The 19,270-nt window shown below is 54.8% G+C and carries 19 protein-coding genes; 2 read left to right on the forward strand and 17 right to left on the reverse strand.

Annotated elements, in window-relative coordinates; all coding sequences use genetic code 11:
- Nucleotides 1-157: 157 nt before the first annotated feature.
- Nucleotides 158-1,711 carry a PucR family transcriptional regulator gene (locus NST96_RS26100; RefSeq protein ID WP_003388581.1) on the reverse strand — a complete coding sequence of 518 codons (1,554 nt, stop codon included), beginning with the start codon at nt 1,709-1,711 and terminating at the stop codon, nt 158-160.
- 279 nt (nt 1,712-1,990) lie between these two features.
- Between NST96_RS26100 and NST96_RS26105 the strand changes: the two genes are divergently transcribed.
- Complete coding sequence (locus NST96_RS26105) at nt 1,991-3,286, forward strand: haloacid dehalogenase-like hydrolase (protein ID WP_003388582.1); 1,296 nt, start codon at nt 1,991-1,993, stop codon at nt 3,284-3,286.
- A 479-nt stretch (nt 3,287-3,765) separates the two neighbouring features.
- On the opposite strand, the gene mdh is transcribed toward NST96_RS26105, so the two are convergent.
- The 16 genes from mdh to NST96_RS26185 form a co-directional block, all read right to left on the reverse strand.
- Nucleotides 3,766-4,704: a malate dehydrogenase gene (gene mdh, locus NST96_RS26110; RefSeq protein WP_003388584.1), complete on the reverse strand. Its 939-nt coding sequence runs from the start codon at nt 4,702-4,704 to the stop codon at nt 3,766-3,768.
- A 136-nt stretch (nt 4,705-4,840) separates the two neighbouring features.
- A complete protein-coding gene (gene eutC, locus NST96_RS26115; protein WP_311067950.1) occupies nt 4,841-5,854 on the reverse strand; it encodes an ethanolamine ammonia-lyase subunit EutC in 1,014 nt (337 codons plus the stop codon).
- Nucleotides 5,855-5,873: 19 nt separating this feature from the next.
- A complete protein-coding gene (locus NST96_RS26120) occupies nt 5,874-7,235 on the reverse strand; it encodes an ethanolamine ammonia-lyase subunit EutB (RefSeq protein WP_003388586.1) in 1,362 nt (453 codons plus the stop codon).
- 2 nt (nt 7,236-7,237) lie between these two features.
- A complete protein-coding gene (locus tag NST96_RS26125; protein ID WP_327955656.1) occupies nt 7,238-8,710 on the reverse strand; it encodes an ethanolamine ammonia-lyase reactivating factor EutA in 1,473 nt (490 codons plus the stop codon).
- Between the two features lie 176 nt (nt 8,711-8,886).
- Nucleotides 8,887-9,477 (reverse strand): response regulator, encoded by a 591-nt coding sequence (locus NST96_RS26130; RefSeq protein ID WP_024984491.1) that lies wholly within the window; start codon nt 9,475-9,477, stop codon nt 8,887-8,889.
- Nucleotides 9,449-10,912, reverse strand: a complete 1,464-nt coding sequence (locus NST96_RS26135) for a sensor histidine kinase (RefSeq protein WP_003388590.1) — start codon at nt 10,910-10,912, stop codon at nt 9,449-9,451. Before NST96_RS26135 ends, NST96_RS26130 begins: the two co-directional genes overlap by 29 nt.
- Before the next feature lie 87 nt (nt 10,913-10,999).
- On the reverse strand, nt 11,000-11,443 hold the full coding sequence (locus NST96_RS26140; protein WP_003388592.1) for a EutP/PduV family microcompartment system protein: 444 nt from the start codon (nt 11,441-11,443) through the stop codon (nt 11,000-11,002).
- On the reverse strand, nt 11,440-11,781 hold the full coding sequence (locus tag NST96_RS26145) for a BMC domain-containing protein (protein WP_003388593.1): 342 nt from the start codon (nt 11,779-11,781) through the stop codon (nt 11,440-11,442). Before NST96_RS26145 ends, NST96_RS26140 begins: the two co-directional genes overlap by 4 nt.
- A gap of 3 nt (nt 11,782-11,784) precedes the next feature.
- The gene (locus NST96_RS26150) at nt 11,785-12,072 is read right to left on the reverse strand and encodes a EutN/CcmL family microcompartment protein (protein ID WP_003388594.1); all 288 of its coding nucleotides are present in this window, start codon (nt 12,070-12,072) and stop codon (nt 11,785-11,787) included.
- A 4-nt stretch (nt 12,073-12,076) separates the two neighbouring features.
- Nucleotides 12,077-12,895, reverse strand: a complete 819-nt coding sequence (locus NST96_RS26155) for a hypothetical protein (protein WP_031932529.1) — start codon at nt 12,893-12,895, stop codon at nt 12,077-12,079.
- Between the two features lie 6 nt (nt 12,896-12,901).
- The gene (gene pduL / locus NST96_RS26160) at nt 12,902-13,681 is read right to left on the reverse strand and encodes a phosphate propanoyltransferase (protein ID WP_003388596.1); all 780 of its coding nucleotides are present in this window, start codon (nt 13,679-13,681) and stop codon (nt 12,902-12,904) included.
- Nucleotides 13,682-13,687: 6 nt separating this feature from the next.
- Nucleotides 13,688-13,975 (reverse strand): ethanolamine utilization microcompartment protein EutM, encoded by a 288-nt coding sequence (eutM, locus tag NST96_RS26165; protein ID WP_003388597.1) that lies wholly within the window; start codon nt 13,973-13,975, stop codon nt 13,688-13,690.
- A gap of 62 nt (nt 13,976-14,037) precedes the next feature.
- Nucleotides 14,038-15,531 carry an acetaldehyde dehydrogenase (acetylating) gene (locus NST96_RS26170; RefSeq protein WP_024984492.1) on the reverse strand — a complete coding sequence of 498 codons (1,494 nt, stop codon included), beginning with the start codon at nt 15,529-15,531 and terminating at the stop codon, nt 14,038-14,040.
- Nucleotides 15,528-16,046 carry a BMC domain-containing protein gene (locus NST96_RS26175; RefSeq protein WP_003388599.1) on the reverse strand — a complete coding sequence of 173 codons (519 nt, stop codon included), beginning with the start codon at nt 16,044-16,046 and terminating at the stop codon, nt 15,528-15,530. The genes NST96_RS26170 and NST96_RS26175 overlap by 4 nt, the downstream gene beginning before the upstream one ends.
- 16 nt (nt 16,047-16,062) lie before the next feature.
- Nucleotides 16,063-16,713: an ethanolamine utilization microcompartment protein EutL gene (gene eutL, locus NST96_RS26180; protein WP_003388600.1), complete on the reverse strand. Its 651-nt coding sequence runs from the start codon at nt 16,711-16,713 to the stop codon at nt 16,063-16,065.
- A gap of 331 nt (nt 16,714-17,044) precedes the next feature.
- On the reverse strand, nt 17,045-17,950 hold the full coding sequence (locus NST96_RS26185) for a LysR family transcriptional regulator (RefSeq protein ID WP_227278008.1): 906 nt from the start codon (nt 17,948-17,950) through the stop codon (nt 17,045-17,047).
- Nucleotides 17,951-18,156: 206 nt separating this feature from the next.
- Between NST96_RS26185 and NST96_RS26190 the strand changes: the two genes are divergently transcribed.
- Complete coding sequence (locus tag NST96_RS26190) at nt 18,157-19,224, forward strand: putative sulfate exporter family transporter (protein WP_039071561.1); 1,068 nt, start codon at nt 18,157-18,159, stop codon at nt 19,222-19,224.
- Nucleotides 19,225-19,270 lie beyond the last annotated feature (46 nt).

Below are 19,270 nucleotides of genomic sequence, written 5' to 3' on the forward strand. Positions count from 1 at the left end.
GCAGGGAGCAAGATTGCTGACGTTCCGATCACTGAAGATTTTCCACCCCCGTTGTCAAACAATTTTTTATTATTGCGTTAATTGCAACTATAACAAAAATGGGTCTTTTCCCCCTATGGGAAACGACCCAAAAGAATGCGTTTATTTTTTGGCAGCCTCACAAATCCTCAGGATTCGCTGGCAAATCTCTCATTTTCCAAACCCTCATTACCAGATCGAGACGGAACCGCGTTTCCGCATCGTGCAAATCCACCCCCAAAATTTCCTGTATTCTCTCTAATCGATACAAGACAGAATTCCGGTGGATAAACATCTCTTCTCCTACCTTTTTCGTTTGTCCGCCTGTTCGCAAAAAGGAATCGAGCGTAGACAGCAGCTCGGTCCCGTATTCGGCGTCGTATTTGGCAAGCGGCTCGATAAACATGCCCGACAGAGCAGTCAGCGACGGATGGCCCGCTGCATCTTTGAGCAGGTCCTCGACCAAAATGTCCTCGAAGTGGATCACCGATTGTCCCGGACGGACAAGGCGGCCGATTCGCATGGCCCGTTTTGCTTCGCGGTAGCTGTAGCGAAGATCCTTCATGTGCTCGCGGATACAGCCGATGCCGCAAATCCAGCCGCCTCGCTCCTCCTTCCCGGCTCCCCAGCCGGCCAATTCCTGGAGATAGTGTACCGCTTCCTCTCGCTGTTTGGAAATCTCCTGCTTGTCGGTATAACAAATCACTGCAATTTGATCATTGATCAGGACGCCTTTTCTGGCATGTGGGTCGCCTTGATTCATTTCCTGCAAAAGCCGGAGCAAAGCTTCTTCCTTCCTGGGGTTCGCTTTCCCTGTTTCACTCGGCTTGAGAACCATCACGTACAGATGACCGCTATGCGATATTCCTACCTGCTTGGCCCGGTGGCGCAGCAATTCTTCCTCACCGGCTGTACCTGACAACAGCTCTATCAGAAACGACTCCTGTTCCCGCTCCCGCTGAATCTGCAGAGACTGCCGGATCGTAAATTCGATCGCCAGAACGGTAACGGCCTGATCCAGACACTGCTGCCCAAAGCGATCGTCTTCCTCGATTTTTTTTGTAATCGCCAGGTAGCCGACGACTCTGTTGCTGACCAGGATGCTCCGCTTTTCCGCGATAAGCTCTTTCGTAAAATGGACGGTGCTGCTTTCAACCTCTCCCTGCTGGTTCAGCACAGCTACGTCGCAATGAAGCAATTGCCCGACCATCACCACCAGCTCGGGCGTCCGCCTGTTCAGCACCAACTGCGTGAACTGCTGATTGACCTCCTGCATTCCTCTCATGACGACGACTTGGCGGTTTAAAATATTCTCCATGACCGAGTGCGTCAGGTCTATATAAGGAGTTTCCGCCGGGACATCAATCAAAGGGATGCGATACAAATCACTTTTTCGCAATGCTTCTTCCGGAATTTCCTGCAAAAACCGTTTGGTCTTGATCGCGACAGCCGCGCCTCCCACCCGGTGCATCTCTTCCAGCAGACGGCTCAGCCGGTACGGTTCGTTCCGCAGGGCATAACCGGTTGAAATAATCAGCTCGTTTGGCCGCAGCCAGCCGGTCAGATCGGGAATTTCCATGCTGTCCACATAATAGATTTCATTTTTCAGGCCTTCTATGCCCGCCATGATTTTTGCCCCTTGAAAAGCAGGCAGCTGCATCAACTGTTCTACGGTAAACGGATCTTTTGCCACACGCTTTTGCTCCCTTTTTACGCTCTTGCTATCATGATACCCTTTTTGGAGCACGATGAAAAAAGTCAAATGAGAATAAAGAATGCCATTGAAATCAAACAAATAATTATGTATTCTTTATAAAAGTCAATATTTTCAGACGATGATAGTCGTTTACCTGTGGAAGAATCCGTCCACGGGTAGGCGGCTTATTTTTTTGAGGAGGTGGAGAGACAAGGGAAACTGCCGTATTGCATTTCGTGACATTTGAGAACGTGAGCAGAGAGAGGATGAGGACGAATGTCGATCAAACACACAAAAAGCATGAAATGGGGCTTCTTTGCGCTGTTTCTCTGTTTGGCCCTGGTGAGCGTACAAGCCCCGGCGTGGGCCGCAAAGGAACCGCTCCAACAGCTGCAGGTGCTCGACAAGGGGAAATGGGCGCCGGGAACGTACCAGGCTGTGCAAGATTTAATTGATAAGCACGGGGTGAAAAGCCCTTCCTATAATCCGGCAAAAAAGCCTTACGCCGTGTTTGACTGGGACAACACCAGCATCATGCACGATACCGAAGAGGCTTTGTTTGTCTATCAAATCAATCATCTCGCATTTAAAATGACCCCGGAGGAGTTTGCCGGCGTCATCCGTACCGGTGTACCCGCAGGTCCTTTCTCCGACGATTACAAAAACGACGACGGCCAGCCGGTTACACTCGATGACATCGCCGCCGATCTGGCAGCGGACTATACCTTCCTCTACAATCAGTATAAAGGCATGAAGGGAACCAAATCCCTCGATGAGGTCAAAGCGACCGAGCAGTTTGCCGATTTTCGCGCCAAGCTCTATTTCCTCTATGAAGCGATCAATGGCACGCACGGCAGCAGTATCGGCTATCCGTGGGTCCTCTACCTGTTTGCCAACATGACAATCGACGAAGTGCATGCATTGGCCGAAGCGTCGAACGATGCCAGCCTTGGGATGGCGATCGAGAAAGTTTCGTGGACAAGTCCGAAAGCGCTTTCAGGAAAAGCGGGAGTGATCACGGTGTCGCATACGACCGGACTGCGTTTGACTTCTGAGGTCGCCAATTTGATGAACACCTTCCGCTCCAACGGAATCGATGTGTACGTCGTCTCCGCTTCTCTGGAAGAGGTCGTGCGGGTATTTGCCACCCTGCCCAAATACGGATACAACCTGCCTGCCGAAAACGTCATTGGCATGCGTCTGCAGGTAGAGAACGGGAAGATCAAGCCCGTGTACGAGAAAAACTATCCTTTCACCGTTCATCATGGGAAAACAGAAGTGATCGAATCGGTGCTGGTCAAAAAATACGGTCATGGTCCGATCTTTATCGCGGGTGACAGCATCGGGGACTATGAAATGATGACGGAGCTTGACAGCGTGAAGCTGGTGCTGGTCGTGAACCGGGTCAAGGGGGGAACGATTGGACAAGCTGCCGCCAAGGCTGCGTCGCAAATGGGCAAGAACAATCCGGCATTTGTTCTGCAGGGGCGGGATGAAAATACAGGCATGTGGATTCCTTCGGAGTCTACGGTCAAGCTGGGGAAAAAGGAAGCGCAACTGCTGGCGGATTAAGGCATTTCTGGAATGCGGGGCTATGCATGCATGCTATTGGCTGCATGCATGGTTCCCGCTTTTTTGTTTGTCTCGTTCGGAAGAACGTTATTTTGTTTGTTTCGGTTGGACGGGCTTTGGTGGAGGAGATGAAAAAGGAGAAAACGGCTGCAGGTTCGGTGGGACACTGCTTTTCAAAGCCCGTCGAAGCCGTTCTGCTCGCCAGAGAAGCCTGTTTCCATTCGGAGCGACTAGCGGAGTCCGGCCCAGCGGAGCGATGATCCCGAGGAAACAGAATCGCAACCTATGATTACGCTTCGGAGCTGCGCGCCGTTTTGCGATTCCCTCGGGATCATTGCGGAGCGGACAGTCCACTCTCCCTTGCAGGACGCAGACCGGAGCGCAGAATGGAAACAGGCTTCTCTCCACTGCAGCCGCTTTACGGGCAGACCGACTAACCATGCAGTCGCTTTAGAATCTCCAAGTCCAAGCCCTTCGCTTTAATTCAGCGCAGCCATCACATTGCGGACGGAAGCAACCGACTTGTCCAGTGCCGCTTTTTCATCGGCTGTCAGGTCAAGCTCGATGACTTTTTCAATGCCGTTGCCGCCGAGCAGGGTAGGCACGCCGAGATACAGGTCATGGTAGCCGTATTCGCCCTCTAGATATGCAATCGACGGGAGAATGCGCTTCTTGTCTTTCAAAATCGCCTCCGCCATTTGGACGATAGATGCAGCCGGAGCGTAGTAGGCCGAACCGTTGCCGAGCAGAGCGACGATCTCGCCGCCGCCTTTGCGGGTTCTTTCCACGATAGCTTCCAGACGGTCGGCCGGGATCAGCTTGTCGAGTGGAATGCCGCCAGCGTAGGAATAACGGAGCAGCGGAACCATATCGTCTCCGTGTCCGCCAAGCACGAATCCGCTGACGTCTTCTACGGACACGTTCAGCTCCATCGCCACGAAGGTGCGGAAGCGGGCGGTATCAAGGACGCCAGACTGGCCGATAACGCGGTTTTTCGGGAAACCGGATGTTTTGTAGAAGGTATAGGTCATCGCATCTACCGGGTTGGACAAAATGATCACGGTCGAATGCGGCGCGTGCTGCTTTACTTGTTCCGCTACAGAGCGCATGATGGCCGCATTGGTGTTGACCAGATCGTCACGGGACATGCCCGGTTTGCGGGCGATACCCGCTGTGACGATGACCAGATCCGCTCCGGCGATATCCTTGTAGTCGGAGGTTCCGGTAATCGCGGCATCAAAGCCTAGCACAGGGGAAGATTCCATCATATCCAGCGCTTTTCCCTTTGTCGGGTTTTCCAACTGAGGGATGTCGACCAATACGATATCACCGAGTTCCTTTTGCGCCAAAATAAACGCGGTCGTGGCCCCGGTAAAACCGCTGCCGATCACAGCGATTTTTTTCCTTTTGAATGTCATGTTGAATCCTCCTCCAATCCTGTTCATAGTTTAGAGTTGATCGTTAACGCCTTATAGTTTGTAGTTTGTTCGTTTATAGTTCACTGTTCTTTGTTCTTTGTTCTTTGTTCTTTGCTCGCTGTTCATCGTCCTTCGACTACAAGACCAGCTTCACGCCGCTCGCCTTCTGCTCCAGCATCTTGCTCAAAATCGTTCCGATATGAGCCCCCGCCTCTACAGGAGACGTACCCTGACGATGAATGTTGGAGATCACGGTGCGCTCGGACTCGACCATCCCTTTGCGCGGGCGATAGCACATGTAGGCGCTCATGGAGTTGGCCGTGACCAGTCCCGGACGTTCCCCGATCAGCATCACCAATACCTCTGGCTGCAAAATCTCCCCGATGTGGTCCATGCTGGCCACACGTCCCCCCTTTACAAAGAAAGGGGTTCCCCAGCTAAGGCCGTAGCTTTGCAGGGAATCGTAGAGGGACGGCAGCACATCTCGCAGGTTGGCGTCGACAGCGCTGGCGCTCAGGCCGTCAGAGACGACGATTTGCACCTGCGGCTTCTTCTGGCAGCGCTCCTCCAGCAGCCGTACGCCTTCGTCATTGATGATCCGCCCCATGTCGGGACGCTTCAAGTAGTTTTCCGTATTGTCGTATTTCGTCTCCACCGTAAACAAGGAAAACTCCTTGAGTGTCTCCTCGCTTACCTCTCCGTATACGGCATCCACCGCAGCGGCATGGTCGCGGCGCAGCTGGAGCATCGTCTTGGTCAACGGCCTGACGCCTGCTCTCCATACCCCGATCCGGGCCGGTGTGCTGGCCAGAAGCTCCTGCATGCCTTCCCTGTATTTCGGATTGGGCACATGAGAGACTCGTTCTGGCTCTGCTGACGCTTGGGGAGCAGCGCTTTCGCCGGAATTCGCTTGGGAAAAGCCTGTGGAAATTGCTGCTGAAGCGGACGCAGATCCCCCTGTTGCTGCTGGCTGATCTGCCGTTTGCAAGCTGCCTGCTTCCTGAGCCGCCGTTTGCTCTCCTGCCGCCGCAATCCCTGCATGACTTGCCCCCGAAGCTTGCGACTTCGCGCTGCCCGATCCCATCTCGCCCAGCTTCTTTTCCAATTGCTCAAGAACCTTGTCGACTAAAAAGTCTAGCTGTCGTTCCATCCGTCCTCACCTCCATTCCTTACATAAAAATCGTCGGATCGCCCGCAATCGGGGTCAGCTTGCCATTTTCCATGATGCCCATTTTTTCCAGCCACTTTTCAAATTCCGGGGCTGGCCGCAGACCGAGCACCTCGCGGAAAGCCGCGATATCGTGAAAGCTGGTCGACTGGTAGTTGAGCATGACGTCGTCGGCCATGGCCACGCCGATCACGAAGTTGACGCCGGCTGCCGCGAGCAGAATGCCGAGATTGTCCATGTCGTTCTGGTCTACCTTCATATGGTTCGTATAGCAGACGTCGCAGCCCATCGGCAAGCCGTGCAGTTTGCCCATGTAGTGGTCTTCCAGACCGGCGCGGATCACCTGCTTGCTGTCGTAGAGGTATTCCGGTCCGATGAAGCCAACGACCGTATTTACGATAAACGGATTGTACTTCCGGGCCAAACCGTAGCAGCGGGCCTCCATCGTCACCTGGTCGATGTCAAAATGCGCCTCCGAGGAGAGCTCCGAGCCCTGCCCGGTCTCGAAATACCAGAAGTTTGGACCTGTAGACGTGCCTTCTTTTCGCATCAGATCATCTGCTTCATCGAGCAAAGCGACGTCGATCCCGAAAGCCCGGTTGCCCTTTTCCGATCCGGCCAGGCTCTGGAACATCAGGTCGGCCGGAGCCCCCTGGCGGATCGCCCGCATTTGCGTCGTGACGTGAGCCAATACGCAGTTTTGTGTCGGGATGCTCCATTTGGTCATGACATCCTTGGTCATCTCCAGGATGTCCTTCACGCTGTCGGACGTATCGATAACCGGATTGATGCCGATCACTGCATCGCCGATCCCGTAGCTGAGACCCTCATACAAAGCGGCCTTGATTCCCTGCACGTTGTCGGAGGGATGGTTCGGCTGGACCCGGGCAGCAAGTACGCCTGGTTGACCAATGGCGATATTGCAGTGCGTGATATTTTTGATCTTGGCCGCAGCCGTGATCAGGTCCAGATTGGACATCAGCTTGGCGGTCGCGGCGATCATTTCGCTCGTCAGTCCGCGGCTGATCCGCTTGATTTCGCTGTCCCCCGTCTGATGGCTCAGGATATATTCGCGCAGTTCGGCAACGCTCCAGTTTTTAATTTCACTATAAATTTTTTCATTGATGCCTTCCTCAATCACCCGGGATACTTCGTCTTCCTCGGGCGGCAGCATCGGATTGTTGCGTATATCGGCCAACGTGAGATCAGCCAGCACCTGCTTGGCCGCCACCCGCTCCCGGGAGTCCTGGGCGGCGATTCCCGCCAGCTGGTCGCCCGATTTTTCCTCGTTTGCTTTTGCGAAAATCTCTTTTAAATTGCGAAACTGGTAGGTTTGCCCCAGAACAGTCGTCTTCGTATTCATTGTTACACCCCTTTTTGCGGCGCTTCATCAAATGCCAGCGTTTTGACGATGACCGGGATGATGCTTCCCGAGATCGGCTCTCCCAAGTCGATGTAATCCCCGTACTCGACCCGCACCTGATCGATGCAGATGATTTCCGGCTGGCCCTTGCACCTGAGCGCCAGCGCCTGGCCCAAGGCCTTGGCCATATCCGTCTCGCACACCACGATCATGGTCCGGCTCTCCGCGAATTTCTGCCTGTATTGCTGCGAAAGCTCTTCTGCGATCGTCTGCAGCAGGGAGTACGAGCAATACGTGATGCCGGAAATGGCAAGAGCAAACGGGCTTCCCGTCGTCTTTTCAAACAGGCGCAGAGCCAGGTCGTACACATCCGAAACTTCCCGGCGAAGCTGCTGCGGGTCGCCCAGATGCCCCTCGGTCAATTCCAGCTTGACGATCGGCACATTCCGGATCGGCAGCAGCTCCGCCTTGATATGCACCGTCGAACCGCTGATCTCCGTGCTTTGCATGCCTGCCCCGATGACCGTAGCCCGAACTGTTTGTTCCGGGTCGATCCACTGCATCGGATACGTCCCCGCTTCCCTCTCCTGCCGCAAGGCCCAGGCAAGCATCGGGCCGAAATCGCCGTATCGGCTGACATCGGAAATCGTCTCCGGTGTGGGGGCCGACATCAGCTGTCCGACTCCGCCAGAGATCGAGATCTCGTCGACTGACACGTTTTCCTTCAAAGGCTGGCCCAGCACAAGCAGACCGGAAACTTGTCGTTCCCGCCCGCTCAAATAGTCGAGCATGCCTCTGGCCATCTGTATGGAAAAGTCCTTGATCCGCTCGTACGTCAGCACTTCTCCGACGGTAATTGACAGGCCCTTGGCATTCAGCCACGCCTGGATGTTTGGAGAGACGTATTGCACCTCTCCTTGCGGGCCGAGACGCAGCAAGCGTCCGCCTACGTGAAACGTCACCGTCGCGATCGCCTTCCCCCGGTGAAAGCAAGCGGCATTCGCCGTGCCTCCCCCGATGTCGACGTTGACAATCGTTCCCTGGATGGCGACCGAACGCCTTTCCGCGCCCGAGCCTTTCCCCGCGAGCACGCCTTCCAGATCGGCCCCTGCCGTCGCCACCACGAAATCACCCGATCTTTCCGCGAGCAAGTGCAAGATATGCTGCGCGTTTTTCTTGCTGGCCGTTTCTCCGGTGATGATGACGGCACCCGACTTGATGTCGCCGAGGCTGATTTGTGCCTGCTCGTATTCCTTTTGCAAAATCGCTCCAATCGCGTCCGCGTCGATCTCGTCAAAGCCGTGCAGGGGAGTCGTGTGAACCTTGCTCGCATACAGCAACTGGCGTTCCACGATTTGATAACGCGGAAGGGAGAATGTACTCGACATCCTCCCGAGCCGCAGCCGGCTGACGATCATCTTCGTCGTGCTCGTCCCCACATCTATACCCACGCTTTGGATCCATTGTTCATCCATCATGAACCTCCTTGAAGCAGTGGCATTCCAAACAAAAACAAAAAGGCGCCTGAAAACCGCCGGATCGAATATGGAACCGGCCGATTGTCAAAGCGCCATTGCTTTTCTATTCATTTGCGGATATTTCTGGTGCAGAAGTTCGGAGATCGTACCGTCTCCATCCATCCCTGTTTCTTCTACACGGAAGCAGAATACACCTGTTCTCCTGCGAGAATTTCTTCCGCCAGCTTCACCAGGGGCATGCGCCGTTGCATGCTGACTTTCTGCATCCATTTGTAGGCGACATCCTCTTCCAAGGCGTGTTGGGTCATGATCAGCCCTTTTGCCTTCTCGATCTTCTTGCGGTCCTCCATCTTTTGCTGAATATCCTTGATGTCCTTTTTCAGAGAGACTACCTTTTCTTTCTGGCTCAAAGCGATCTCGACGGCAGGGATCAGGTCATCCTCTGACACCGGCTTTACCAAATAGGCGGTTACGCCAGCCTTGCGGGCATCCTGCACCAGCTCCCTCTGGCTGTACGCAGTAAGAAGAAGAATGGAACAATCAGAAAAGGAACGAATGATGTTGCTAGCCTTGATGCCGTTCATGACCGGCATTTTCACGTCCATAATGATCAAATCCGGCTTGTGGCGGTGAGCCTGGGCTACGGCCTCTTCGCCGTTTTTCGCTTCGGCCACCACAAGGTACCCTTCCGCCTCCAGCATCTCGCGCAAGTCCATGCGGATAATCGGTTCGTCATCAACCACCATAATTTTCGGCTGTGTCATCCTGTTCATCTCCCTTATGCAGCGGATAGAGGATCGTTACCTCTGTTCCATTGCCCGTGTTCCTGAAATGAATCGTTCCCTCCAGGTCTTCCTTGACCAGAGTGTCCACGATCTTCAACCCCAGATGCCCTTTTTTCAACAGTTGTTCTGTATCGCCCATGCCGACACCGTCATCGGTTACGGACAGGCTGACAAAATCGTCCTTGGGAACAAGCGAGACAGTGATGGTTCCTTCCTGCCGATCCCGAAAGCCGTGGATCATGCAGTTCTGTATCAGCTCCGTCACGATCAGGGCGAAGGAGGTCGCCTTGCTGGACGGCAAACATACGGATTCACCCGTAATCGTTACTTGTATACTCTGCTCTGAACGCCTCATGGAAGAGACGATTATTTTCGATATTTTGGTCAAAATGTCTTTGAAATCGATTTGCTCCAGCCCATCCTGGGCCAGATATTCATGAATGATGGCAATGCTGTTGATCCGGTTGATGCTCTCCCGGTATACTTTTTCAATTTCTTGCGATTGCGAGCGGCGCATTTGCAGCCGCAGCAGACTGGATATCGTCTGCAGGTTGTTTTTCACCCGATGGTGAATTTCTTTGATCACAGCCGATTTGATCATCAACTGCTTTTCTTTTTCGCGGATGTCGGATATGTCTCGCAGGAGTACAATCCCTCCCCTGTCGTCTGGCTTGCGGGCAACCGAAACCGCTTTCAGCAACAGAAAGGTTTTTCCTCGCGACAGCTCTTTCTGGATAAAGCCGCCGCTCCTGACGAAGCTTTCCGGAGAAAGCAGCCAGGAAAAGATGCGCTCGACGCTCTCCCCTTTTTCCGGCTGGGGATACCCGATGGAAGCCAGCAGCTCATGCGCCCGCCGGTTCGCGTAGGAAATATTTCCCTGGTAATCAAACAGGATCATCCCCTCGTGCAAAAGCGAGGAGATCGGCATCTCCGGTTCAGCAAACTGCATCAGCGTTTCGCTGAGATGCTCCGTAGTCTCTCTCAAAAGCTCGACGCTCCGCTCCTGCTCCACTTGCTCAGAGATATCCTGTTCGGTAATGAGCGTCCCGATCGTCTCTCCCTGGGCATTGCAGATCGGGGTGACGCTCTGTCTCATCACGACCTGCTCCTGGGAAACTCCTCGCGAGCCGATGACCGGTTTGCCAGTAGTCAGGCAGTACATCACAGCCGGCTCATTGATTGCGGTGGCCAATTGTCCGACGACCGATCCTTTGTACAGCGATTTGGCCGTACGGGGAGATGCTTCGGCCACTACCAGCGCGGAACTTCGATCTGCCGTCAAACAGTCGATAAACATGTCCGCTTGGTACAAGTCCGAGAAAATTTGCAGCTTGTCAGCCAAATCCTCCAAAACCCGAATATCCTCTTCGCGCAGCGTTGTTTGTGATTGGCAAAGCTCTCGTAAGGTTTGCATCTGATCCCTCTTTACCGTCCGATAATACCCATAATTCGATGAAATCAATTAAATTTTCTCACATAACAACTCGGACGAAAAGGAAAACTAGCGAGTTTCCAAGCTTTTCAAATGCTCCATCAGCTCGGGAATGCCTTCCTTCGTATAGGCGGAAGTGGGAAAAATGACGGCATTTCCGATGGATTGACGGAGAAACGCTTCCGCCCGGGCCACGTTGGCAGCGGGATGGTCGATTTTCGTGATGACGCCGATGCACGGCTGAGGAAAACCGGATGAAAAACCCGGCGGAAAGTAGTTTCGCTCACGCGTCGCGTCCTGTACCATCAGGATTGCTCCCGCTTCCAGAGACGTCGCCATCAGCGTCCGGTAGTACATCGGATTTTCGCTGTACTCACCAGGCGTGTCGATCAGCCAGTCGCGAAACTCCAATGCTTGCGTTTTCCTGGCAGGCTGCTCGTCGTTGAACAGCGCTTTGACCAGAGAAGACTTGCCCGCCTCGATCGCACCGATGATCATGACCCGCTTTTTCATGACTTCGTCACCAGCGCAGGGGTAAAGCGCAGTTTTTCGCTCAGTACGCGATTGACGGCGTCTACCGCCATTTCCACCGCAGAGACGTCGCCGACGACGATCAGCGAGCCGGTAAAGCGGTCGAGAAAGCCGAGCTCCACATTGGCTGCCTTGGTGGCGATGTCGGCCGCGATGATCGCGGTCTCCGTCGGAGTGAGGGTCAAAATGCCGATGGCACCCGCTTCGTTGATACCGAGCTTGGTGTACAGCATTTTGTCTGGATTGGCGATCACGTGGGCCAGCGTTACCTGTTTCCCCGGCACAAATTCCTGTATGACGCGCGAACGTTCCTGTTCCATACCCTATCCCTCCCCTTCGGTCGCTCCCGGCACCTCAAACGAATCGACGATGCCCACGATTGCGGCATCGATCGGTACGCTGTTGGAGCCAAACAGGATGCGGGCAGGCGTGCCTCTGGAGACAATCACCTGCTCGCCGATTCCTGCTCCGATCCGGTCTGCGGCAATCACGGTTTGGCCGTTTTCCCGCCCGTTCCAATCAACAGGCTGAACGACCATCAGCTTCAGATTTTCCATCCCGCTTTCTTTTTGGGTGGCCCATACGCTGCCGATCACTTTTCCCAAAAACATGCGATCACCCTTTTCCCAGATAGGAGACTGTTACCCCGCGTTCTCTCAGACTGTCGTAAGCCAGGGGAGAAACAATCGATCCCTGCTTGACGTACAGCGTGGTATTGCGGAGCTGCGGCTGCGAGCGAATCCAGTCAGCCGTCAGCAAGCGTCCCGAAAATACCGCTTCGGTCTCGTCCAACGCTGTCAGTACTGGCTGCCCCGGGGCCGCTTCCTCTTTTTTCTTTCCTGCGTTCAGCTTGGCGATGACTCTGTCGGCCAGCCGCTTTTGTTCGGCAAACTCCACACCGAGCTCCTTCATCTCCTGCACGTGGCGGTGAAACAGCTTTTCGTACGCAGGCGGCAATGTGAGCGTAGCCAGCGTACGGCGGTCCGCCCGCTTGATACCGGGAACATCGGAGCCGACCAGCACGAACTTGCCCGTCACCAGCGCCGAGAAAACCAGCTCGGCCTTGATCGTTCCCTTCAGACCGTTCGCCACGCGGGCGGCGTTGTCCAAATCAATTTCCGGAATGACAATCCCCGCGTATTCCTTGGGGACTTCAAGCGGGATCGGCGCGTATTCATCCGCCGTCAAAATCTTTCCGGCTCCGCCGCACTCGATCTTGTGCATGCCCAGCCAGCTTGACGTCTCGCCGTCCAGGAAGAGAATATCGTGGCAAATGCCGTGATTTTTCAACTGAATAAAATGATCCGCAAACGCTTCGTGCGCCTGGCTGTCGCAAAAGACGTACAGGACGCGCGGAGCTGGCGGCTTCTTCTCTTGGTTCATCGATTGCAGGATTTCCTTGGTGATGGATGCCACCATTTCCCTGATATCCATGGTGTATTACCTCCCTTGACGGGTGTAGAGCTGGCCGTTCTTGCCGATGACCTTGACCCGGTCGCCCGTTTTCAGGTTGGCTGCGTTGCCTTCGTCCAGATCGACGTGAAAATCAAGCGCAAAGCGCGGATTCACGCGAACCACCACATCCGGATAGATGATGGGACGCTCGCCGGTCGTCTCCAGAATCAGCGTGTCGCCATCCTGTACCTGATACTCCTGCGCCTCGGCTTCGGACATGTGCACATGCCGCTTGGCTACGATCACGCCTTTTTCCAGAATCCGCGAGCCCTTGGCCGTCACCAGCACCAGGCCGGGTGTCCCTTCGATGTCGCCTGACATCCTTACAGGTGCGTGAACGCCCAATTGAAAGCCATCCGTGCGGGAGATTTCCACCTGGGTCGCGCCACGGGCCGGTCCCAGGATGCGGACGCCGTGAATGGAGCCTTTGGGGCCGACGATCGTGACCGTTTCCTGGCAGGCAAACTGGCCAGGCTGCGACAGTTCGCGAAGAGGGGTCAGCTGATAACCGGGACCAAAGAGTGCCTCCACATCTTCCGGCGACAAATGCACGTGCCGGTTGGATACACCGACCGGGATATATCGTTCCGGCTGACTTTGGACGGCAGGCTGCAGATGTTCTTCAGACGATTTCACTTCAATCCCTCTTCCCTTTAAAAAATCGGCCGCTGCCGGGGTTAATTTGTCCCCTTTCTCCAGGAGAAAGGGGTTGGGAATACCGCTTTTATGCATAGCTCGCAAGGATGTTTCTGTAATGACCGCCATACGGCATTACCCTTCGAGCTTCGGCAGAATCAGTTCAATGTCGCCGTGCGGACGCGGGATGACGTGAACGGATACGAGTTCGCCTACTTTTTCTGCTGCTGCTGCGCCTGCGTCAGTGGATGCCTTTACTGCGCCTACATCGCCGCGGACCATAACGGTTACCAGACCGCCGCCGACATGCACCTTGCCGATGAGCTTCACGTTCGCTGCTTTTACCATTGCGTCTGCAGCTTCCACTGCACCTACCAGACCTTTTGTTTCCACCATGCCCAATGCTGCCATTTCTCCTGCCATTTTCTATTCCTCCTTGGATATTGTCTTTGGATTTATATGGATATTGATTTTGTTAACTTCGCTTATGCCTTTGCGGTCATTTCCGCCAGCACCGACTTGATGATGTCTTTGATCTCATCCCGGCTGAGGCCGACGTTGAGAGACGATACCGCCTCAAGAGCCGCTGCTTCCGTCGCGGCAGTTGCCGCTACTGGCTGGGACGGGGGCATCTCGCGGATGCCAAAGGCGACGCGCTTGACGTTGAGCAAATGCTGCGGCCCGATGTTGTCGGACGTGATGTTGTTCCCAAACGAACCGCATCCGAGCGTCAGCGACGGCTGGATTCCGGTCGTCGCGCCGATGCCGCCAAAGGTGGTGCCGGTATTGACCGCGATCCGCGATGCCGGCTGGGCGAGGCCAAATGCCGTGATGACGGCTTCATCTTGGGCGTGAATCCCCAGCGTATGGCCGAGTCCGCCCAAATCCAGCAGCTCCCGGCAGCGCTTCGCCCCTTCTTTCCAGTCCTGGACCGTATAAAATCCGAGGATCGGAGAGAGCTTTTCCACCGACAGCGGGAACGCCTTGCCCACCTGTGTTTCTTCTCCGATCAGCACGCGGGTGCCCGTCGGAATGGAGATTCCCGCCAGCTCTGCGATGGCTTGCGGGGAGCGGCCCACGACCTTGGCGTTGAGCGAGCCGTTGATCATAATGACAGCGGCCACTCTTTCTTTTTCCTGTTCATTGAGGAAATAGGCGCCTTCCCGCTGCAGTGCGGCAATGACCTGCCGCTTGATCGACTCGTCTACGACCAGTGCCTGCTCGGAGGCGCAGATCGTGCCGTAGTCAAACGTTTTGCTTTGTACGATATGCTTCGCTGCTGCAGCCACGTCTGCCGTGTGGTGAATGTAGACCGGCACGTTTCCCGGTCCGACGCCAAAGGCGGGCTTGCCCGAGCTGTAAGCCGCTTTTACCATCGCCGTTCCGCCTGTAGCCAGAATGACGTCAGTCAGCTTGTGCTTGATCAATTCATTCGTCGCCTGCAGAGTCGGTTTGGTAATGCAGTGGATCAGCCCTTCTGGGGCCCCTGCGCGTACAGCTGCCTCGGCCATCAGCCTTGCCGCTTCCAGCGTGCATTTTGCCGCAGACGGATGCGGGCTGAAGATGATCGCATTGCGCGCTTTGAGCGCGATCATCGACTTGAAGATCACCGTCGAGGTCGGGTTTGTGGAAGGAACGATTCCCGCTACAATCCCTACGGGCTGCGCTACCTCCCAGACCTTGTTCTCCTCGTCCTTGCGAATGATCCCTACCGTTTTGCGGTCCTTGATCGCTTCGTAGACGCGCTGTGCGGCAAACAGGTTTTTCATCCGTTTGTCCGGCACATTCCCAAAGCCGGTCTCCTCCACAGCCATCGCAGCCAATCGCTCAGCAGCTTCCTCGCCCGCCTTGGACATCGCCGCAACGATGGCATCCACCTGTTCCTGGCTGAAGCTCTCCAGCTTGGCCTGCGCTTCTTTGGCTTTGGCGAGGAAAGTCCTTACTTCCTGCACCGAGTACAAATCAGCATCCAGCATCATTTGTCTTCACCTCCATCTTTCCGCTTGGCTTCCAGATGGCGAATCAGGTCTTCTTTTTTCGCCGTGTTGATCTCTTGCTGGGAAAGCGGGAATTCCGCATACGAGCGGGCCAGCTTTCTCAGATCGTTGATCGACATGGCGTCAAGCTCTGCAGCTTCGGTATTGTCGACCGCCGCCTTTTCTGCAGCCGATTGCTCCTGGGCAGCAGCCTGCGGAGCGGATTCCTTTTGACTAAACATCTTTTTGATCATCTGGGGCACAGACTCGTCCGGGCGCGGTATGACGTGGGAATGCAGCAGGCGTCCAACCCGCTTTGCTGCGTCCGAACCCGCGTCGACTGCGGCCTGCACCGACGAGACATCGCCGATGACGTAGACGGTGACGATTCCGGCATCTGCTCCTTCATAAGTTACTACCTGGACATCTGCCGCTTTGGCCGCGGCATCTGCGGCAGCGACTAGTGCCGGAAAGCCCAGCGTCTCGATCATGCCGAGCGCATATGCATGAGCACGCATTTACGTTTCCTCCCGCTTATCGTTTTACTGGCGTTGCAGCGACACTTCGCACCGCTTCGGCAAATGCCTCTGCCGCAGCGCTGCACGCCGACTGGCTGCCGGTCAGGAGCGCTCCCCCGAAGTTGGTTTCTGTAGGCGGGCCAAAGAATTGCTTGAGCTCCACATCCGCCGCCTTGAGTGCGGCGTCGATGCCGTACATGGCTTCGAGGGGAGGGGCGATCAGATAGGCCAGCGGTTCGCCCTCGGGAATACCCGCCACCTGGGACAGATAGCTTCCTGTCCGCGATACGACGTGAGCGTAGTATGCGTGCGTTCCTTCCTCATTGAGCGAATAAAAGCAAGCCCCGTTCGCCATGAAAGCAATCGCCGCATCGAGGCCGCTTTCCACTTCGGAGGGAGTAGCGCCTCCGATCACTCCGATAAACTCACCCGACAACGGACCCGAGGCGTGGGCCGAACCCGCGTAAAACGAACGGGCATAGACCACTTCCACTGCCGCTTTCTTTGTCGCTTCATCAATGGCTGTGTAGCCTACATCATCGATCGTTGAGGTAAGCAGCCCCAAGCTTCGGATGTGGGGAGCCACATTCAGCTTCTCGGCCAGCCGGGGATCCACATTGGGGATCATCCGTACGGCCAGTGGCGTTGCTCTGATCGGTTTTTCCAATGCCAGTCACGCTCCTTTCCGGTAAAGGCACCAACCCTTTGCCAAAAAACGCAAAAAAGGTGCCGAAACACATGGGTGTAACCCTCGTGTTCTTGGCACCTTTGCCTTTGATTGTTCACTTGTCATAAAAAAGAAAGAAGTGGGGAAATTCTGTTTACTCCCCGTGTTTTCACTTTATTATAGCCCACCCGAAAATGCAAGCGTTTTCTTCCGTTTTTCCTGTGATTTCCGTACGTAACGGCTTTACAGACCGTTTGCCTTTTCAGAGAGCAGCGGTCTTTTTTTGCCCCAAAATAACGCCTTACTCATACCGCAGGAGAAGGAACACTGATCACTTCCGCTCCAGAGAATCGGGGAGCACATCATTTTTCCGCAGCAAATCGAGAAAAATATCGAGTGCTTTCGTCCGAAACGGATTCGCTTGCGTCACCAGGGAAAATTTCCGCATGATCGGCGTTTCAGATAGCTTTACGGTGCTCAGCGACCCCAAGGTAAGCTCTTTACGAATCGCCCAGGAGGAAAGCAAGCTGACGCCCATTCCCGCCTCTACCGATTCCTTGATGATCTGCGTGCTGCCAAATTCCATCAGGTTTGCCGGAGACAGACCGAGTCTGGCAAACATTTTTTCGGCGGCTTCCCTCGTCCCTGAGCCCTCTTCCCGCACGATCCACGTTTCTTCCTCCAGCTCCTCTACCGTCACCTTTACTTTTTTGGCCAGCCTGTGGCTGGACGAGACGATGATCTGCATTTCGTCGTCGGCAAACGGCTCAATGCTCAGCTTTTCATGCCGGCACTCTCCTTCCACGATGCCCGCATCGAGCTGTCGTCTGGCAATAAGATCGACAATCTCTTTTGTATTGTGGATTGTGATTGTCGGCTTGATTTTGGGATAGCGGTCGCGAAGACGGGCAACCACGTGGGGAAGCACATACTCGCCAAACGTATAGCTCGCACCGATGATCAAATTGCCGCTTGGCGTATTCATCAGATCGTCCACCAGATCGCGCATGCGCGTGTGAAGTCCGAGAATCTCCTTGGCATGGTGATACACGATCTCTCCCGCTTTGTTCAGGCGTACATATTTGTTGCTTCGCTCCAGCAAGCGAGTGCCGAATTCGCGTTCCAGCGCTTGAATATGCTGGCTGACTGCCGGCTGTGTCATGTGAAGCTGCTCGGCCGCGCGGGAAAAGCTTTCTTTTTCCGCCACTGTTACAAAAACAAGCAACTGCTGATCCATTCTGCCCCCATCCGTTTTCGTGTGTCTTGGCCCCATTATACTATTTTGCTTATCATCATTATCATAATGATTTATTTTTCTTATTCACCGGTTTGCCGTATGCTGGAGTTGGTTGTAAAACAGTTCGGAGGAAGCCTCTCTTTTGGAGAGTGCGGCACGAGGGTCATTGTCTTTTCCTTCTGCAAAAAAGTAACGGAGATGATGCAATGTCTACTCAATTGAAAAACAGCATGCCCACGGATGACGAAGCCGCTTTGGCAAAAGGCAGGCCCGGCGCGGCAAAAAAAGCGCCGGCAGCCTGGCTGTGGCTGGCGGGGGTGGGGTTTACCTTTATCGTGGCCCTGCTCGGATACGGCCTTGCACAGGTTCCCGGCTTTGACCGCGTGGGCCAACTGGCATGCGCGATCCTGATTGCGGTGGCTTACCGCCAAATCTGGGGATACCCCGAAGCGATCCGGCCCGGTATTCAATTTTCCGCCAAACGGCTGCTGCGTCTCGCCATCATTTTGTACGGACTGAAGCTGAATATCGATGTCGTCATGTCGGATGGCTTGGGGTTGCTCGTATACGATGCGGGCGTTATCGCATTTTCCATCTTCCTGACCCTGCTGATCGCCAAATGGCTGAAAGCGGACACCTCGTTGTCGCTCATGCTCGGAGTGGGTACCGGTGTATGCGGAGCGGCAGCCATTGCAGCGGTGTCCCCCATCATCAAGGCAAAGGACGAGGATACGGCGATCGGTGTAGGAATTATCGCACTCGTCGGTACCATTTTCGCTATCACCTACACCATCCTGAGGCCGATTCTGCCTTTGTCGCCAATCGAATACGGCACCTGGTCAGGGGTCAGCCTGCATGAAATCGCACACGTCGCACTCGCAGCGGCTCCAGCCGGACAGGACGGTCTGGCGATCGGGCTTTTGGCGAAGTTGGGCCGCGTTCTCCTGCTCGTTCCGCTCTGTTTCATCCTCATGTACTGGATGAAGCGGACAGGCAAAGCAGATGGAAACGCCAAGATCGAGTTTCCCTGGTTCCTGATTGGCTTTATCGCCATGAGTATCTTTGGCAGCTATGTACTGGGCAAGCAGATTCCCGTTTCCGACGGTTTCAGCAGCGGAATCGCCAGCCTCACTACTTTTGTTTTGACGATGGCCATGGTCGGCCTCGGCCTCAATGTCAACCTGCGCGATCTGCGGACCAAAGCATCCCGCCCGCTCATCGCCATGGCGATTACGTCCGTTTTGCTTTCCGTGTTGACGTTTGTACTCGTGTAGATGTGGATGTCGCCTAAAGGAGCATGGTGACTTGATGGCAATCAGC

The organism is Brevibacillus sp. FSL K6-2834 (assembly GCF_038592925.1).
Lineage (GTDB): Bacteria > Bacillota > Bacilli > Brevibacillales > Brevibacillaceae > Brevibacillus > Brevibacillus borstelensis.

Coding starts and splice junctions, on each gene's coding strand:
- NST96_RS26135 (WP_003388590.1), bottom strand. CDS start 10,912: ATGCAAACCTTACGAGAGCTTTGCCAATCACAAACAACGCTGCGCGAA.
- NST96_RS26140 (WP_003388592.1), bottom strand. CDS start 11,443: ATGAAAAAGCGGGTCATGATCATCGGTGCGATCGAGGCGGGCAAGTCT.
- NST96_RS26155 (WP_031932529.1), bottom strand. CDS start 12,895: ATGGATATCAGGGAAATGGTGGCATCCATCACCAAGGAAATCCTGCAA.
- NST96_RS26185 (WP_227278008.1), bottom strand. CDS start 17,950: ATGGATCAGCAGTTGCTTGTTTTTGTAACAGTGGCGGAAAAAGAAAGC.
- eutM (WP_003388597.1), bottom strand. CDS start 13,975: ATGGCAGGAGAAATGGCAGCATTGGGCATGGTGGAAACAAAAGGTCTG.
- NST96_RS26130 (WP_024984491.1), bottom strand. CDS start 9,477: ATGACACAGCCGAAAATTATGGTGGTTGATGACGAACCGATTATCCGC.
- NST96_RS26145 (WP_003388593.1), bottom strand. CDS start 11,781: ATGGAACAGGAACGTTCGCGCGTCATACAGGAATTTGTGCCGGGGAAA.
- NST96_RS26175 (WP_003388599.1), bottom strand. CDS start 16,046: ATGCGTGCTCATGCATATGCGCTCGGCATGATCGAGACGCTGGGCTTT.
- eutC (WP_311067950.1), bottom strand. CDS start 5,854: ATGGAACGACAGCTAGACTTTTTAGTCGACAAGGTTCTTGAGCAATTG.
- NST96_RS26170 (WP_024984492.1), bottom strand. CDS start 15,531: ATGATGCTGGATGCTGATTTGTACTCGGTGCAGGAAGTAAGGACTTTC.
- NST96_RS26190 (WP_039071561.1), top strand. CDS start 18,157: ATGTCTACTCAATTGAAAAACAGCATGCCCACGGATGACGAAGCCGCT.
- mdh (WP_003388584.1), bottom strand. CDS start 4,704: ATGACATTCAAAAGGAAAAAAATCGCTGTGATCGGCAGCGGTTTTACC.
- NST96_RS26150 (WP_003388594.1), bottom strand. CDS start 12,072: ATGTTTTTGGGAAAAGTGATCGGCAGCGTATGGGCCACCCAAAAAGAA.
- NST96_RS26105 (WP_003388582.1), top strand. CDS start 1,991: ATGTCGATCAAACACACAAAAAGCATGAAATGGGGCTTCTTTGCGCTG.
- pduL (WP_003388596.1), bottom strand. CDS start 13,681: ATGGCGGTCATTACAGAAACATCCTTGCGAGCTATGCATAAAAGCGGT.
- NST96_RS26125 (WP_327955656.1), bottom strand. CDS start 8,710: ATGGATGAACAATGGATCCAAAGCGTGGGTATAGATGTGGGGACGAGC.
- NST96_RS26120 (WP_003388586.1), bottom strand. CDS start 7,235: ATGAATACGAAGACGACTGTTCTGGGGCAAACCTACCAGTTTCGCAAT.